The sequence below is a fragment of the Streptomyces sp. NPDC046261 genome (assembly GCF_040646235.1).
Lineage (GTDB): Bacteria > Actinomycetota > Actinomycetes > Streptomycetales > Streptomycetaceae > Streptomyces.
In genome coordinates this window covers 168,431-184,146 of the sequence record NZ_JBEYZU010000003.1, presented here as the reverse complement: position 1 = coordinate 184,146, position 15,716 = coordinate 168,431, and the positions used below count along the sequence as shown (strand labels likewise).

Genomic DNA, 15,716 nt, shown 5'->3' with positions numbered 1-15,716 from the left:
GCGGGGGTCAAGGCACCCGCCTCTGCGTCAGCAATCGGTGGCCAGATCATCACGGCGTGCGCGTTGTTCCTTCTGCGGCCATGATCGGACAGGAGCACGGAAAGACGGACGGGCGGCGAAGGAGTGGGCCGTGGACGCAGAGGCGGAGGGGGGTTCGAACGGGTTGCACTGCCTGGTGACCGGTGCCACCGGCTATATCGGCGGGCGGCTGGTGCCGGAGTTGCTGCGGGCGGGCCACCGGGTGCGCTGTCTGGCCCGTACCCCGCGTGCGCTGCGGGACCATGCTTGGGCGCAGGACGCCGAGGTGGTCAAGGGTGACGTCACCGACGCGGCGTCGGTCGCCGGGGCCATGCGTGGCATCGACGTCGCCTATTACCTGGTGCATGCGCTGGGCGCCGGGCGTGACTTCGAGGAGAAGGACCGGCGGGCCGCGCGGATCTTCGCCGAGCAGGCGCACGCGGCGGGGGTGCGGCGGATCGTCTACCTGGGCGGTCTGACGCCCGGGGGAGTTCCGGAGCAGGAGTTGTCCCGGCATCTGCGTTCACGCGCTGAGGTGGGGCGGATCCTTCTCGACGGGCCGGTGCCGGCGACAGTGCTGCAGGCCGCGGTGATCATCGGGTCGGGCTCGGTGTCCTTCGAGATGCTGCGCTACCTGACCGAGCGTCTTCCGGTCATGGTCACCCCGAGCTGGGTGCGTACCCGCATTCAGCCCATCGCGGTCCGTGATGTGCTGCGGTACCTGGTCGGTGCGGCGAGGATGCCGGATGATGTCAACCGCACGTTCGACGTCGGTGGCCCGGATGTCCTCACCTATCTCGACATGATGCGCCGTTACGCGGCCGTCGCCGGCCTGCGCCATCGGCTGATCGTGCCCGTGCCGGTGCTCACCCCGAGGCTGTCCAGCTACTGGGTCGGGCTGGTGACACCGGTGCCCGCGTCCATCGCACGCCCGCTCACCGAGTCGCTGCGCAACGAGGTCGTCTGCCGCGAGCACGACATCGCCCGGTATGTCCCCGACGGCCCGGCGCAGCCGCTGCCGTACGAGGAGGCGCTGAGGCTCGCACTGTGCCGGGTGCGCGAGGCCCAGGTCGCCACCCGCTGGTCCTCGGCCTCGACGCCCGGCGCGCCGAGCGACCCGCTGCCCACCGATCCGGACTGGGCCGGCGGCAGCCTGTACGAGGACGAACGCCGGCTGACGGTTGCCGCGTCGCGCGAGTCCTTGTGGCGGGTGATCGAAGGCATCGGCGGGGACAACGGCTGGTACTCCTTCCCGCTGGCCTGGGCGGTGCGAGGGTGGCTGGACCGTTTCGTCGGCGGCGTGGGGCTGCGGCGTGGCCGCCGGGACGCCGAGCGGCTGCGGGTGGGCGACTCGCTGGACTTCTGGCGGGTGGAGGAGATCGAGCCGGGCCGTCTGCTGCGGCTGCGCGCCGAGATGCGGCTGCCGGGTCTGGCCTGGCTGGAGATGTACGCGGAGAGCGACGACGACGGCCGCACCCGCTACCGGCAGCGTGCGCTGTTCCACCCCCGCGGACTGTCCGGGCACGCCTACTGGTGGAGTGTCGCCCCGTTCCACGCCGTCGTCTTCGGTGGGATGGCACGCAACATCGCCCAGGCCGCGGCGAAGGGCATGAGTGCCCGGAAGACGCCCGCGCCCGCCCCCTAGCAGCCCCGACACGCCATCGGAGTGGTGTCATGACCGTCGCGGTCGTCCTGTTCACCGCCGACCTGCGTCTGCACGACCATCCCCCGCTGCGGGCCGCGCTGCGGGCGGCAGACGAGGTGGTGCCGCTCTTCGTCCTCGACCCCGGCATCCGTGCGGTGGGGTTCGACCCACCGAACCGGCAGGCATTCCTCGCCGACTGCCTGGCCGACCTCGACGCGGCGCTCCGCCGGCGCGGCGGCCGGCTCGTGCTGCGCTCGGGCCCGGTACCGCGTGAGGTGGGCCGGATCGCCGCCGAATGCGGCGCCGGCGACGTGCACCTGGCGGCCGGTGTCACCCGGTACGCCCACCGGCGGGAGGAGCTCGTGCGCAAGGAGCTGCGGGAGCGCGGGGTGGGCCTGCATGTGCACGATGCCGTGATCAACGCCCTGGCCCCCGGTGCGGTGACACCAGCCGGCTCGGACCATTTCGCCGTCTTCACGCCCTACTTCCGCCGCTGGTCCGACGAACGGCTGAGAGATCCCCTCCCGGCGCCCCGCACGGTGCGGGTACCCGCCGGGGTTCGCGGGGAGCCGCTGCCGTCCCGCGACCGGGTGCCCGGAACCTCGCCGGGCCTTCCCGTCGGCGGGGAACGCGCCGGCAGACAACGGTTCGCGCACTGGACGAGGTCAGGGCTGGCCGCCTACGAGGAGCGGCACGACGACCTGGCCGGCGACGGGACCTCCCGCCTCTCGCCCTACCTCCACTTCGGGGCCCTCTCGCCCGTCGAGCTGGTTCAGCGGGCCCGCGCGTACGGCGGCCCCGGGGCGGACGCGTTTGTGCGCCAGCTGTGCTGGCGCGACTTCCACCACCAGGTACTGGCAGCCCGGCCCGGGGCGTCCGTGAGGGACTACCGCACGCGCAACGACCGCTGGCGGACGCAGGACGAAGCGGCCGACGAGATCACCGCATGGAAGGAGGGCCGCACGGGCTATCCGATCGTCGACGCGGCGATGCGCCAGCTGCGACACGAGGGCTGGATGCACAACCGGGCCCGCCTGCTGGCAGCCAGCTTCCTCACCAAAACGCTGTACGTGGACTGGCGTATCGGTGCCCGGCACTTCCTGGACCTGCTGGTGGACGGCGACATCGTCAACAACCAGCTCAACTGGCAGTGGGCCGCCGGAACAGGCACCGACACCCGCCCCAACCGCGTACTCAACCCGGTCGTCCAGGGCAAACGCTACGACGCCCAGGGAACGTACGTACGCCGCTGGGTGCCCGAGCTGCGGGACGTGGACGCCAAGGCGGTCCACGAACCCTGGCGGCTGCCCACGGCCGAACGCGCCCGCCTCGACTACCCCGAGCCGGTCATCGACCTCGCGGACGGCCTGGCGCGCTTCCAGCACGCCCGGAGCCGAGGCTGAGGGGGATCGCGAGCTGTCCGCGTGGACGTCGACGAGGCCGACGGTGCCAGCGGGAGCCAAGACGGTTTCTTCTTCCGAGGGGGCGAGCGGTGTGGCGGTGGGTGTGCGGTCGGCGGGGGTCAGCTCCCGGGGCGCCACTGGTGGTCGGGCAGGAAGGTCACGTCGTACTGCTGGGGCACGGTGAGGAACTTGCCGGGTTCGGGGACGACGGGTTCACGGGGCAGGGTGAGCGCGTCGGTGGGGGCGCCGAGGTTCTCGAAGAACCGCTCGAAGGTGCCGCCGGGGCCGGCGGCGACGCCGACGACGCGGCTGTGGTGGCGCTCCATGCGGTAGGCGTGCGGGCAGTTCTTGGGCACGAAGCCGAAGTCACCCGGGGTGAGGAGCTTCTCGTGCTGATTGCCCTCGAGGTCTTCGACGAAAAGGCGGACAGCGCCGTCGGTGATGTAGAAGACCTCGTGGGTGTCGGCGTGGGAGTGAGCCGGGATGATGTTGCCCTTGGGGCCTTCGACGCTGAAGAAGTTGAAGGAGTTCTCCGTCTGCTCGCCGCCCGCGTAGACGGTCACCAGGTCGCCGAAGAGGTGAGCGCGGTCGCCGTGTCCCTTTTCGATGAAGTAGGGCGTGCCCGGCTCGGCAGGGATGTGCGAGCGGGTGCGGTAGCGGGTGGCGTACTCGATGGTCATCTGCGATCTCCCGATCGTCGTGGAAGCAGTGGACGCCCGCAGGCGAGGTCGCGGGGGCGCGGATGCGCCGCGGGGCCGATGCGGGAGGGCGGCCAGGCCGGCTCGGTCTGAGAGTTTTCGGACACCGCATGTGGTACGCCTTTTGCCCCTCTCGGGCAGCCCGGCCGCCCCCCAACCCCTTCACGCTAGGGCCGGGCGTCGGCCGTACCGCCTACACTCGGGACACGCCATGAAGAAAAACGGACAGACTCTGCCGGGCTCACCTTCGCTGGACATCGCGGCCGTCCCCTACCGTCCGACGCCGGGCACCCCGCCGGGCAGCGAAGTCGTGCCGCTCGACCGTCTCGCCGAACGCGCCCACAGCCACGGCGTCGACCCCTACCGGCCCAGCCGCCCGGTCTTCCACATGCTCATCCACGTACGGGTCGGCACCGTGCGCTGTTCGGTCGACTTCGGCACCGACGAGGTCCAGCCCGGCGACTGGCTGTGGGTGCGGCCCGGACAGGTCCTGCGGTTCCTGGCCCCCCTGGAGAGCATCGAGGGAACTGCGGTCGTCTTCCCGGCCGGCTTCGTCAGCGGCACCACCGCCACCCTCGTGAGCGCCGCCGAACACGCCCGATCCCGGCGCCTGACCCCTGCCGCCGGGCACGCCGAGTCACTGGGCCGCATCCTCGGCGCACTCGAAGACGAATACGCCCACCTATCCGACTTGCCCTTGACGGCCCACATCGAGACGATGCGCCACCTGTTGTCCGCCCTGCTGATCCGCCTCGCCCACCTGGACGATTCCGCACTCCAGGAGCGTGCGGCCGGCGAACCGTTCCGCCGCTTCCGCGAGGCCGTCGAGCAGGACTTCGCCCGCACCCACCGCGTCGAGGACTACGCAGCCCGCCTCGGCTACAGCACGCGCACCCTCACGCGCGCCACCCGCGCCGCCGCCGGCTGCGGGGCCAAACGCTTCATCGACGACCGGGTACTACTGGAAGCCAAACGGCTCCTCGTCCACACCAGCCTGACCCCCGCCGCGATCGGGGAGCGCATCGGCTTCACGCACCCGACAGCCTTCAGCGCCTATTTCCGCCAGCGCACCGGTACCACTCCCACGGGCTTCCGCGCCCTGGCCGCCGGCGCACCTGCCTCGCCGACTCCCGGGAACCAGGGCGCCACGGACAGCTGGACCACATCCGGTTGCGCGGTTTGAGCCGCATCAGGACCCGTGGATGCCCGGCCAGCAGCGATGGTCATGGCGCCACGATGTCACGGCGAGCGAGGCGACTCTGCTCCGTCCGCAGGAGGGTTCGGATCCGCCAGGGTTCAATCACACGCGCCAACCTTCGGGGCACGTGAAACGCGCTGGGTGACAGGACAGCGACATGCACAGCGCTACGATCGCTCGGTTGTTCGCCGCCTCGCCACCTCGCATCAAGGAGCAGTACCCGTGGTCTCCCTCGTCTCGCCGCCCTTGGCCGACATGCATGAGGCGCCGCTCTTGCGCATGGAGCAGCTGACGCGGGTCGAGGAGGGCCTGCGGTTGCACGCGCTGCTGTGGCGTGCAGGGCCGGGCTGGCGGATGGCCAGCAGTGCGGTACTGGGCGGCGGCATCACCGAACGGTCCTGGGTCTTGAATGCCCAGGTGGCGCACGGTTACCGGCGTACCGACCCCGCCAAGCACTTGGCCGCTGTCGCTCGGTCCGCCGGCGCCGAGGGCGAGGGTGTGGGTTTGATGACGGCTGCCGATGTCCTCCGCTTCGTCCACGCCGCCGACACGTCATGGTCGATGTGCTAACCGGTCAACTCATGTGGACCGATCCAGACTTCGCACGAGTCGATCTGGAGGAGACGGTGGCCGTCGGTAGACGCGACGACGGCGAGTTCGTAGGCAGATCAGCGTCGGACGGTCGTCAGTTGTGGAAGCGGTCGGTAATCATCGGCGAGGGTCTGACCGCGAATCCGGGGCCTGGGCTGACCCTGGTGAAAGGGATTGGGCAGGGCGACTTGCTTCTCGATCCCGCCACGGGGAAGACGAGCCTGGACGCCACCGTTGGACCGTGGAGCGGACGGTGGCGTGGCTGGCCGGCTGTCGACGCCTGCACCGCCGCTACGAGCGCAAGACCGAACATTTCCTGGCTTCGCTGGGATCGCGGCCACCCTGATCTGCTACCGCAGGCTCACGCCGTGAGCCAGTTTTTCAATGGCGCTTACGGACAACCGCTGTCCCCGCGTCCAGGTCGATCCCCATCTGCGGTGGAGCGCCGTCGAGCGTGTCATCTCGCAGTGCCAGTTGCTCCTGGCGCCGCTCAAGCTGCACACGCTTGTTGGCGTTCAAGAACGCATGCAGCTCATCGGTGGCTGTGGCGCCGACACCCACCCCGCTGCTGGGCGTCCGAGCCCGCAGGAGGCGGCACAGCCACTTGGGGCGCCCGACTCGGACCAGTACGTGCCGGACCGACGCCAGCATGAAGGGGACAAGCACTAACACCGCCATCGTCAGCAGTCCCGACATCATCATCATGCTGCTTCAACGTCCCGGCCTTGCACACGGTTCCAATGAGCGACACCGCCCCCACGTAAGTGCCCGACCTAAAAGCTGGGCCAGGAGCGCCATTTGAGATTACCTCTTAAGGACAATGCCGTTGGCTTTAGAGGCGGTTCTGCAACGCATGAGAAAGGGCTCGCTCGGCGAGGTATACCTGCTCACGAGAGCGTCAAAGTCGGTGTCTGCACACTTGTGGCCAAAGTGCGCATTGAGGCGTCGCGAGGAGTGGCTGACGCCTGTGACTCCCTCAGGCAGCAATTCACCCATTCGAGCGATGATGGCGGTGGCATATTTCAAGTACGTTCAAATCCTGGAGCAGTTGTTCGTAAGGGGGAGTCATGGCTCAGACATTTGCATCCTGGGTGCCTGGCTACAGCGTTGTGGCGGAGGGTATGGGAACTCCGCCACTGGGCTCCGGCGGGCATCCCTTCGCCGAGGTGAACGGGTTCCGGCAAGGATTCGGCGTCACCTTCCGGCTGCAAGCGGGTAGCGAAAACTGGTTCCACTGCCCCTTGCCGACTCCGGTCCTCGTCGAGGGCAGGAGGGCAGGCATCAGTAGGGTGATGATCCTGTTCAGGTTCCCCCCAGGCGCCGAACTCAACCAGGTGAACGTGTATGACGGTCAAAGTCTGATCTCGGTGCGGGATGGCTTGCACATCACCGGCGACCATTCCGGAGGGCTGGACCCCAGTAATATCTTCGACGTCAATCGGGACGCGCTTTCATTCGGGGTGGGCGTCACGATGCTGGTCCGCACTATCAATGATGCAGATCTATTCTTTAGCGGTGTCGGCGGCGATTTCTTCCACGACATCTAGCCCTAAGGACTGTCCGGCGGGTCACTATCGGTTCCACAGACGGATCGCGGCGACGGTGACCGTGCCGTGAAAGACAAACGCTCTCTTGTCATACCGGTTCGCCACGGCCCGGGAAGCCTTGAGCGCGTTGATGGTCCGCTCGATTTCGTTCCTTCGGGTGTAGAGCGCCCGGTCGAACCCAGCGGGGCGACCGCCTCGGCTGCCGCGCCGACCGTGGCCAACGCAACGCGAGAGGCCCCAGGAACCTGAGCGGTTCCTGGGGCCAAGGTGAGGCGTTATCGAGCGTGTCAGCCCTCGGTGGGCTCGTTGTCGCCGTCGCGGCTGCGTCGGCGGGCAGCGATCACGGCGCCGCCTCCGGCGGCGAGCAGCAGGCCAGTGCCGCCGAGCAGCCATGGGGTGGCGTCAGCGCCGGTGTGGGCGAGCGAGCCTTCCGGCGTGGGCGTCGTCGTGCCCGACTCGGTCTCCTCCACGACCGGCGTGTCTGAGGTGGATGCGGACGGGGCCGGGGAAGCGGTGGCGGTGTCGGTGGGGGTTTCCGGTGTCGGCTTGCCTGACGGCTTGGCCGGGGTGGTCGTGCCCGGCGAGGTCGGCGGTGTGGTGGGCGGCGTGGTCGGCTGCTCCTTCTTGGTGTTGGTCAGCGTGACGGTGACCGGGGCGCCGGGCTTTGGCTGTGAGCTTCGCCGGCTTGGCGTCCAGCTGGTAGCCGGCGGGGGCCTTGGTCTCGGTGGCTGTGTACTCGGTGCCGCTGCGGGAGGTGACGGGGAGCTTGACCGAGGCAGTGCCGTCCTTGCCCGTGGTGGTCAGGGTGACCGAGTCTCCCTTACCTGTCGGGACGATGTTGATGACGGCTCCGGCCAGTGGCTTGCCGCTGGCCTTGTCGGTCTTCTTGACGGTCAGGTCGGCGGGCTTGAACGGGTCGGTGATCGTCAGTGGTGAGTCCTGGCCCGGGGTGACGATCACGTCCTGGTCGGGAACGAGCTCGTGGATGGAGCTGCCGGTGGAGGTCTCCTTGAGCCGGTACACGCCGGGGGTGACGCCCTCGAAGCGCAGGACGCCTTCGCTGTTGGTCTTGCCCTGAAGGGCCTTGGTGCCGTTGACGGTGTCAAGGAGGGTGAACTTCGCGCCTTCGAGGAGGGCTCCGCCCGGGTCCTTCTTCACGATGTGGACCCCGCCGGTCTCCGGCGTGTTGCGCGAGGCGGGTGCGGTGGAGGTGGACGGCGTCGGTTCGGGGGCGTGGGCGGAGGCGGTCGGTGCCCAGGCCAGGGTGCCGGTCACGGCGGCGACGACAGCGACGGCCGCAGCGGGGGTGCGGCAGACGGAGCGGGTGTGCTTCAAGAAGGAGATCGGGCACGGTCTTGGCTTCGGGGAACCGGACCTGGGCGTACGGCTTGATCGCGTTGCGTAGTCCGGTGAGGTCGGCTCCCTTCCACGGCGGTACGCCGTCGCGGTGCCAGTCGCGGATGCGGGCGTGGCCGTCTCGGCCGGGTGGTATCTCGCGGGCGTTGTCCCGGCGGGTGAAGGTGTCGTAATCGGCGAAGGTGAGGATCGCGGTGTCGACGACGCCTTGATCGGAGTGCAGTACGCGCAGGCGGAGGCCGTCGTACTCGTGGTGGACGATGGTGGGTGCGAAGTCGATCCTCAGGCGCAGCGGCGAGCCGGAAACAGGGGTCGCGTAGTACGAGTCGCCGACGACGACGCTGCCGTCGAAGGGAAGCGCGAGCTCGGTGAAGAACTGCTGGGCGTGCGGGGACACGGTGGGAGACGCCTTCTGGTGTACGGACGAAAGTGTGGGCAGGGAGTCAGCGGCGCGGACCGGTACGGGCTGTGGGAGCGGCGGGTGGGAGCGTGGTGGTGCTCCAGCGTGGAACGCTGCGTGTGCCGAGCGCCGGTGGGCGGCGAGGGGCGGTGCGCTGGATGTCCAGCGGTGTCGGGGACGGGGGTGCCGGCGGCGTGACTGGGGTGAGCTGGGCCTCAGCGCGCAGGGAGGTCAGCATCTGGTCTTGCCAGCGTGGGAGCGGGCGGGGTCCGAGACGCAGGTGGTGACGGCGGTGACCAGGGGAACGGGCGTGTTGGACGAGGCGGTGGCGTACCAGCGGGGGCCGGCCGGGCCGCCCCACATGTGCCAGCGCGCCTCGAGCGTGGAGAGCTCTCGCTCCGGGTCGAGGCGGCCGGTGGTGTACTCGACGCCGGCCATCCCGTCGGGCGCCTGGATGTTCACAACTCCCCAGCGGGGGTGCTGGAGACTCCACTATCGCTCCGGCAACGCCAACCTCCGCTGGATGCTCGTCCATCTCGTCGAGGAGACTGGACGGCACGCGGGGCATGCGGACATCGTGAGGGAGCTACTCGACGGGGCGAAGGGGTATTACTAGGTCCTCGGTGGATCACGACCGGAGCCAGAGACGGATCAAGACAACGGTGACGGTGCCGTGGAAGACGTAGGCGCGTTTGTCGAACCGCGTCGCGACAGCCCGGAAGTTCTTGAGGGCATTGATCGTCCGCTCCACCTCGTTCCTGCGCTTGTAGATCGTCTTGTTGAAGCCAGCAGGCCGACCGCCCCTGCTGCCTCTGCGTTGTCGGTTGGCCCGCTGGTCCTTCGGCGCGGGGATCGTGTGCTTGATCTGGCGTCGTCGCAGGTAGCGGCGGTTGCGATGGGAGGAGTAGGCCTTGTCGCCGCCGAGATGATCAGGTCGAGTCCGGGGGCGCCCGCCGTTCAAGCGGGCGACGCGGACACGTTCCATGACCGGGATGAGCTGCGGGGCATCTCCCCACTGACCCAGGGTGATCAGCAGGGCGAATGGGCGGCATCCGCCCTCACCGGCGAAGTGGATTTTGCAGGTCAGGCCGCCCCGTGAGCGTCCCAGGCCCTCGTCGGCGCGGTGCTGCCGGGGCGTGCGTCCTTTCCCGGTAATCGCGGGGGCTTCTTGCGTGCTCCTGCGGCGTGTTGGTCGGCCCGGCAGGAGGTGGAGTCCACGCTCACCATCGACCAGTCGATGCGGCCTCCCGCGTCAGCATCGGCCAGGGCAGCCCCGAAGAGCCTGTCCCACGTACCATCCGCTGACCAGCGCCGATGCCGCTCGTACACGGTCTTCCACTTACCGAAACGCGCAGGGATCGTCGCCCGCTGCCTCGCCAAGAAACCGGCCGAGAGGCCCACGCCGGCCGAACTGCGCGCTCTCCTCGGGCCGGTGGCCCCGGTGGCCCGCCCGTGGCAGCCTGTCGTGCACCGCATGGTCGACGAACAGCGGGCCCGAGTTGAGGACCTGCTCGACGGCGCTCCGAGCGCACGGCACTCCTGCCGGCGCCGACTCCGCCACCGTCCCACGGACGGCCGTCCTCACCGCATACACCCCCCGCCTCGCCACCCCGCCACCGACGCCCCGTGACATGGGTGACGGCGGAAGCGAGAACGAACCGACCAGGAAGGTCTATGTCACCCGAGGGCAAAGTTTTGCGTCCAGTAGACGCGAGAGTTGTGACCGTTGGCCTTGCCCACACCGAGCACCTTGTACCTGCAGTCGAGGATCGCATGGCGATGTCCCCAGTTGGATGCTTCGTCGTGGTGCAACCAGTTGTCCATCGCTTGGGCGTAGGTCTGGTTGGTGCCGAGGCTCCAGTTCTCGGGGCGCTGTGCAGGAATGAAACCTTCTGCTCGAATTCGATCGGCGGGCATCGTGTTGTCCGAGCCTATGTGGCCCCGAGTGGAACTCCCCTTGGGGTACGCGTCGATGAGTTTGGCGTAGTTGATGGCCAGGTCCGCGCTGTGTTTACGTGCCACTTCGCTGAGCCGGGGGTCGATGCGCACACTCGGATCGGTGCACTTGGCCTCGGAGCGTCGGGCCTGGATGACCTGGTCGGCCAATTGTTTCGCCTCGGGAGGCATCGGCGGGAGGGTGCGAGGTTCGGAGTATGCGCCAGCGTGTCCGCGGTTGACCTCCCAGCTCCACGCTTGGTTGACCCACCAGGGGTCACCAGTGGTTCCGGCGCATGTCCATTGTTGCAGGACAGCACCTTGCTTGGGAGGACTGGGGAAGTCACCGTTTCCTGCGTCGAGGCATTTACCGCTGTGTTTCGAGCGGATCTGGTATCCCACAACGTTTTCAGCGCAACCGCCGGACCCAGGCGGACAGGTTTTTGGGTCTCCTATGTCCACGAACTCCCAGAGCTGATTGGCGCCGCCATGGCAGTCCCATTGGATGATGCGCGCCCCGTCGGCTTTGGACCAGCCGGAGACGTCCAGGCACTTTCCTGAATGCCGCGCGACGATCTTGTACCCTTTCCCGCCGCCCGCGTCAACGAATTGGAATTGTTGGTTCGCGGTGTCCTTCTGCTGCCAAATGGTGGTCTGTTGGCCGCTATCCGGTCGCGCGCCTATGACGTCCACCACGAGTCCGGAACCTTGGTTGTGGATGACGAGGCCGATGTGGCCGGCTCTGGCCGGGCCTGGCGCCAGCAGACCGAGCCCCATAAGAAGCGCGGTCAGCAGGGCCAGCCGTGGCATGGTTTTCCGCAAAAAGGATCGATTCTTGTTCATACTGCACGCCTTCATGAAAGTGCGGCGTCTTTTGGCTTTTTTACAGAGCGGACGCAGTTTCCTTTCGCCCCGGACAGTGAAGCAATGGCGTCCCTGTCTGCACCGAACGGCACGCACGCCCTGTTGACCTGCCCTGATGTGCGTGCACGCCATGAGCGCGCCGGCTTGTCAGGGGGTACCCGGCCGCGATTCGGAGACTTCCGCCCGCCTCGACGGGTCACTGCTGTCTGTATGTATGCAGGAATCCGCATTCGAGCGGGCCGCGCACGATCGGCATGGGTCGTCGCCTTGCCCACCAAGTATGAACAACGGTGGCGCACCTCGCCAGCGGCAGGCTGGCGCCGCCTCAAGAACGCCGATTCGGTACGAACTCCGGGGTCGCTGGCCCTGCCCGATGGCCACATCCAGGGCCAGGGCCAGCCAGGGCGCGATGCCGCGCGAAGGGCGGGCTCGGTGGCGTAACGGCTCATCGTTTAGCAGCTGGAGACCGAGCTCGGCGCCTCGCTGTTTGCCCGGTCGCCGGCCGGTGTCACGCTCACGTCGGTGGGGGCGGTGCTGCTCGACGAGGCGCGCGCCCTGCTCGCCCAGGTCGCGATTGATGAGCGGCACCACAGCGTTGAACGCGGACAGGTCCGGGCCGCTGCCCTCCGGGCCGGTCACGTAGGCATGCGGGCCCTCGGTATACGCCTGGGCGAGAGCCGTGGTGAACGCTGTGACGAACTCGGTGGGGGCCACCATGTCGTTGAAACACACGCCCCAGTGCGGCTGGGCGAACGGGTCGGTGTAGGCGGTGATTCGCCACAGGCCGTCGTCCTCGCCCTCGGGTAGGTAGCCGAGGCGGACCTTGCGGTCGGGGGCGGTGACGTAGACGTTTCCGAGGTCGTCGTGCTGCAGATTCCAGCCGATGGCGAGCAGCGGCGCGAGGGCGGCGTCGCCGGTGAAGGTGCTGCCGGCGAGGTAGCGCGGGAAGACGTAGACGTCCCCGTCGATCGAGTCGGGGTCGGGCATAGGCACATCCGATGAAGGTCGGGCAAGGGCGACGGGGGTTCTCGCGGGACGGAGGTCAGCGGACAGCGGTACGGGCGGCGGGGGGGGGCGCAGCCGGGTGAAGGCGACGGCCAGGCCGAGGGCTTGGAGGACGGCACAAGCGGTGATGACGTGGCCGAGCAGGGCGGGCGGTGTCACAGCAATCAGGGAGGTCTCCACCCGATGGGGGCTCGACTCCTGCGACACCAAAGTTTCTCAGCGCGCCAGCTTCAGTACCCTGGGCACATCACTCTGAGTAGCTTTGCCATTCAGCTGATAGCCCATCAGAAAAGTCAGCATTAGGTCAGCATCAGCACCGCCACAGACCGCTACCGACCGCCAGAGACCGCCAAGATCGATTTCCCTCTCCCCCGCCGCTGACCTGCGGAAATGCACGTCAACTGCCTAACCGTCCGTCACTGAAGGAGCCCCCCGTGAAAATGCTCATCAACGTCCCCGAAACCGTCGTGGCCGACGCCCTGCGGGGGATGGCCGCCGCGCATCCCGAGCTGTCGGTCGATGTGGAGCGTCGTGTCGTGGTGCGGCGGGACGCGCCTGTGGCGGGGAAGGTGGGGCTGGTGTCGGGTGGGGGGTCCGGGCATGAGCCGTTGCACGGGGGGTTCGTGGGGGTGGGGATGCTGGACGCGGCGTGTCCCGGGGAGGTGTTCACCTCGCCCGTGCCCGATCAGATGGTGCGCGCGGCGGCGGCCGTGGACAGCGGCGCCGGTGTGCTGTTCATCGTGAAGAACTACACGGGCGACGTGCTGAACTTCAACATGGCCGCCGAACTCGCCGAGGACGAGGGCATCCAGGTCGCCAGCGTGCTGGTCAACGACGACGTCGCCGTGACCGACAGCCTCTACACGGCGGGCCGGCGCGGGACCGGGGCCACCCTCTTCGTGGAGAAGATCGCGGGCGCCGCGGCCGAAGGCGGTGCGCCGCTGGAGCGCGTGGAGGCCATCGCGCGCCGGGTGAACGAGGCCTCGCGGAGCTTCGGGGTCGCCCTGGCCTCCTGCACGACCCCGGCCAAGGGCGGACCGACCTTCGACCTGCCCGCGGGCGAGCTGGAGTTGGGCGTGGGCATCCACGGCGAGCCCGGCAGGGAGCGGCGGGCGATGATGACGTCGGGGGAGATCGCCGACTTCGCCGTGCACGCGGTGCTGGAGGACCTCCGGCCGAGTGGGCCGGTGCTGGTGCTGGTCAACGGGGCCGGCGGGACGCCGCTGCTGGAGCTCTACGGCTTCACCGCGGAGGTGCACCGCGTGCTGCGCGAGCGCGGCGTGCCGGTCGCGCGCTCGCTCGTGGGCAACTACGTGACCTCGCTCGACATGGCGGGCGCCTCGGTGACCCTGTGCGAGGTGGACGACGAGATGCTGCGCCTGTACGACGCCCCCGTGCAGACCCCGGGGCTGCGCTGGGGGCGGTGACGCCCCCGGCCCGCTAGCCCGCGCCCGGCTCCGCGCCGTGCCAGACGGTCGTGACGTTGCAGAACTCGCGGATGCCGTGGCCGGACAGCTCACGGCCGTAGCCGGACCGCTTCACGCCGCCGAAGGGCAGTGCCGGGTGGGAGGCCGTCATGCCGTTGAAGAAGACGCCGCCGGCCTCCATGTCCCGTACGAAGCGGCGCTGTTCGTCCTCGTCCCGCGTCCAGACGTTGGAACTGAGGCCGAAGGGTGAGTCGTTGGCCAGCTCGACCGCCTCGTCCAGGTCGCGCACGCGGTACAGCGACGCCACCGGGCCGAATGCCTCCTCGTGGTGGATGCGCATGCCCGGGGTGATGCCGGCCAGGACGGTCGGCTCGTAGTACCAGCCCCGGGTCAGCTCGGCGGGATCGGTGGGGCGGCGGCCGCCGCACAGGGCGGTCGCGCCCCGGCGCACGGCGTCGTCGACGAGCTCCTCCAGGTCGGCGCGGCCCCGTTCCGTGGCGAGGGGGCCGACGTCCGTGGACTCCGCCATGGGGTCGCCGACCGTCAGCCCCGCCATCAGGGCCGTGAAGCGCTCGGCGAAGGTGTCGTAGACGTCGGCGTGCACGATGAAGCGCTTGGCCGCGATGCAGGACTGGCCGTTGTTCTGGACCCGGGCCGTCACGGCGGTGCGCACCGCGCGGGCGACGTCGGCCGAGGGCATCACCACATAGGGGTCGCTGCCGCCCAGCTCCAGGACCGTCTTCTTCACCTCGTCGCCGGCGACGGCCGCGACCGAGCGGCCCGCCGGTTCGCTGCCGGTGAGGGTGGCCGCGGCGACCCGGGGGTCGCGCAGGATGGATTCGACGGCCCCGGAGCCCACGAGCAGGGTCTGGAAACAGCCTTCGGCGAACCCCGCCCTGCGGAAGAGGTCCTCGAGGTACAGCGCGGTCTGCGGCACGTTCGAGGCGTGTTTGAGCAGGCCGACGTTGCCGGCCATGAGGGCGGGCGCCGCGAAGCGGACGACCTGCCACAGGGGGAAGTTCCACGGCATGACGGCGAGGATCACCCCCATCGGGCGGTAGTGCACGCGGGCGTGCGCCGCCCCGGAGTCCTTCACCTCCGCCTCCGGCGGCACCTCGTCGGCCAGCAGCCGCTCGGCGTTTCCGGCGTACCAGCGCATCGCCTTCGCGCACTTCGCCGCCTCCGCGCGGGCCGCGGCCAGGGGCTTGCCCATCTCGGTCGTCATGGTGCGGGCGATGTCGTCCCGGTCGTCGTCCAGGAGGTCGGCGGCGCGGCCGAGCAGCCGCGCCCGTTCGGCGAAGTCCGTGGTGCGGTGGCGCCGGAAGGCCGCCGCGGCCGTGGCCAGGCGTCGCTCGATCTCCTCCGGGCCGAGTGCGTCGAAGGTCTTGAGCGTCTCGCCGTTCGCTGGGTTCACCGTTGCGATGGGCATGCCTCGACTCTGCGGCGCCGGGCCCCGCCGCGCAAGACGTATGGCCGGCCGCGGCCCGGCCCCGGCCTTCGAGGAGACAGTCGGGGTAGCGCCGGGCGCCACGCTGGGTATGCTGGTTCTCACCTTGGGTGATCCAATTCCCTCGCCCACGGGGAGCACCGAATGGCCTAGCCGGCCGAGCCGAACTCCCCGGTGCCCCT

At 69.2% G+C, this 15,716-nt stretch carries 13 protein-coding genes and 5 pseudogenes; 8 read left to right on the top strand and 10 right to left on the bottom strand.

From position 1 onward, the window contains the following. Window positions 1–130: 130 nt before the first annotated feature. Together ABZ956_RS07685 and ABZ956_RS07680 are read left to right on the top strand one after the other, a co-directional pair. A complete protein-coding gene (locus ABZ956_RS07685) occupies window positions 131–1,663 on the top strand; it encodes an SDR family oxidoreductase (RefSeq protein WP_361888452.1) in 1,533 nt (510 codons plus the stop codon). Window positions 1,664–1,692: 29 nt separating this feature from the next. After that, window positions 1,693–3,066: a deoxyribodipyrimidine photo-lyase gene (locus ABZ956_RS07680; RefSeq protein WP_361888449.1), complete on the top strand. Its 1,374-nt coding sequence runs from the start codon at window positions 1,693–1,695 to the stop codon at window positions 3,064–3,066. A 119-nt stretch (window positions 3,067–3,185) separates the two neighbouring features. On the opposite strand, the gene ABZ956_RS07675 is transcribed toward ABZ956_RS07680, so the two are convergent. Then, on the bottom strand, window positions 3,186–3,746 hold the full coding sequence (locus ABZ956_RS07675) for a quercetin 2,3-dioxygenase (protein WP_361888446.1): 561 nt from the start codon (window positions 3,744–3,746) through the stop codon (window positions 3,186–3,188). Window positions 3,747–3,975: 229 nt separating this feature from the next. On the opposite strand from ABZ956_RS07675, the gene ABZ956_RS07670 reads away from it, so the two are divergent. The 3 genes and pseudogenes from ABZ956_RS07670 to ABZ956_RS07660 all read left to right on the top strand — a co-directional run. Further along, window positions 3,976–4,947: an AraC family transcriptional regulator gene (locus tag ABZ956_RS07670; RefSeq protein WP_361888444.1), complete on the top strand. Its 972-nt coding sequence runs from the start codon at window positions 3,976–3,978 to the stop codon at window positions 4,945–4,947. A 270-nt stretch (window positions 4,948–5,217) separates the two neighbouring features. After that, window positions 5,218–5,511 (top strand): annotated as a pseudogene (locus ABZ956_RS07665) (adenosylcobinamide amidohydrolase); the annotation flags it as partial. A 265-nt stretch (window positions 5,512–5,776) separates the two neighbouring features. Next, window positions 5,777–5,925: pseudogene (locus ABZ956_RS07660) on the top strand (IS5/IS1182 family transposase); the annotation flags it as partial. A 9-nt stretch (window positions 5,926–5,934) separates the two neighbouring features. Here the strand turns inward: ABZ956_RS07660 and ABZ956_RS07655 are convergent. Further along, the gene (locus ABZ956_RS07655; protein WP_361888441.1) at window positions 5,935–6,258 is read right to left on the bottom strand and encodes a DUF6191 domain-containing protein; all 324 of its coding nucleotides are present in this window, start codon (window positions 6,256–6,258) and stop codon (window positions 5,935–5,937) included. A gap of 362 nt (window positions 6,259–6,620) precedes the next feature. On the opposite strand from ABZ956_RS07655, the gene ABZ956_RS07650 reads away from it, so the two are divergent. Next, entirely contained in the window at window positions 6,621–7,100 is a 480-nt protein-coding gene (locus ABZ956_RS07650; protein WP_361888438.1) for a DUF6623 family protein, read from the top strand. A gap of 24 nt (window positions 7,101–7,124) precedes the next feature. On the opposite strand, the pseudogene ABZ956_RS07645 reads toward ABZ956_RS07650, so the two are convergent. From ABZ956_RS07645 to ABZ956_RS07630, 4 genes and pseudogenes are all read right to left on the bottom strand, one after another. Further along, window positions 7,125–7,310: pseudogene (locus ABZ956_RS07645) on the bottom strand (IS5/IS1182 family transposase); the annotation flags it as partial. 77 nt (window positions 7,311–7,387) lie between these two features. Further along, window positions 7,388–7,570, bottom strand: a complete 183-nt coding sequence (locus ABZ956_RS07640; RefSeq protein ID WP_361888435.1) for an LAETG motif-containing sortase-dependent surface protein — start codon at window positions 7,568–7,570, stop codon at window positions 7,388–7,390. Beyond that, complete coding sequence (locus ABZ956_RS07635) at window positions 7,503–8,435, bottom strand: SpaA isopeptide-forming pilin-related protein (protein ID WP_361888433.1); 933 nt, start codon at window positions 8,433–8,435, stop codon at window positions 7,503–7,505. The genes ABZ956_RS07640 and ABZ956_RS07635 overlap by 68 nt, the downstream gene beginning before the upstream one ends. A gap of 652 nt (window positions 8,436–9,087) precedes the next feature. Beyond that, window positions 9,088–9,318, bottom strand: coding sequence for a DUF317 domain-containing protein (locus ABZ956_RS07630; protein WP_361888430.1), 231 nt, complete (start codon window positions 9,316–9,318; stop codon window positions 9,088–9,090). Between the two features lie 46 nt (window positions 9,319–9,364). Here ABZ956_RS07630 and ABZ956_RS07625 point away from each other — a divergent pair. Further along, a pseudogene (locus ABZ956_RS07625) lies at window positions 9,365–9,472 on the top strand (DUF664 domain-containing protein); the annotation flags it as partial. 12 nt (window positions 9,473–9,484) lie between these two features. Here the strand turns inward: ABZ956_RS07625 and ABZ956_RS07620 are convergent. From ABZ956_RS07620 to ABZ956_RS07610, 3 genes and pseudogenes are all read right to left on the bottom strand, one after another. After that, window positions 9,485–10,215: pseudogene (locus ABZ956_RS07620) on the bottom strand (IS5 family transposase); the annotation flags it as partial. A 318-nt stretch (window positions 10,216–10,533) separates the two neighbouring features. Continuing rightward, window positions 10,534–11,634 carry an RICIN domain-containing protein gene (locus tag ABZ956_RS07615; protein ID WP_361888427.1) on the bottom strand — a complete coding sequence of 367 codons (1,101 nt, stop codon included), beginning with the start codon at window positions 11,632–11,634 and terminating at the stop codon, window positions 10,534–10,536. A 168-nt stretch (window positions 11,635–11,802) separates the two neighbouring features. After that, a complete protein-coding gene (locus ABZ956_RS07610) occupies window positions 11,803–12,642 on the bottom strand; it encodes a DUF317 domain-containing protein (protein WP_361889393.1) in 840 nt (279 codons plus the stop codon). A gap of 452 nt (window positions 12,643–13,094) precedes the next feature. Here ABZ956_RS07610 and dhaK point away from each other — a divergent pair, with 452 nt between their 5' ends. Next, the gene (gene dhaK, locus ABZ956_RS07605; protein WP_361888424.1) at window positions 13,095–14,087 is read left to right on the top strand and encodes a dihydroxyacetone kinase subunit DhaK; all 993 of its coding nucleotides are present in this window, start codon (window positions 13,095–13,097) and stop codon (window positions 14,085–14,087) included. A gap of 13 nt (window positions 14,088–14,100) precedes the next feature. Here the strand turns inward: dhaK and ABZ956_RS07600 are convergent, their stop codons facing one another. Then, on the bottom strand, window positions 14,101–15,516 hold the full coding sequence (locus ABZ956_RS07600) for an NADP-dependent succinic semialdehyde dehydrogenase (RefSeq protein ID WP_361888422.1): 1,416 nt from the start codon (window positions 15,514–15,516) through the stop codon (window positions 14,101–14,103). Window positions 15,517–15,716: the final 200 nt, after the last annotated feature.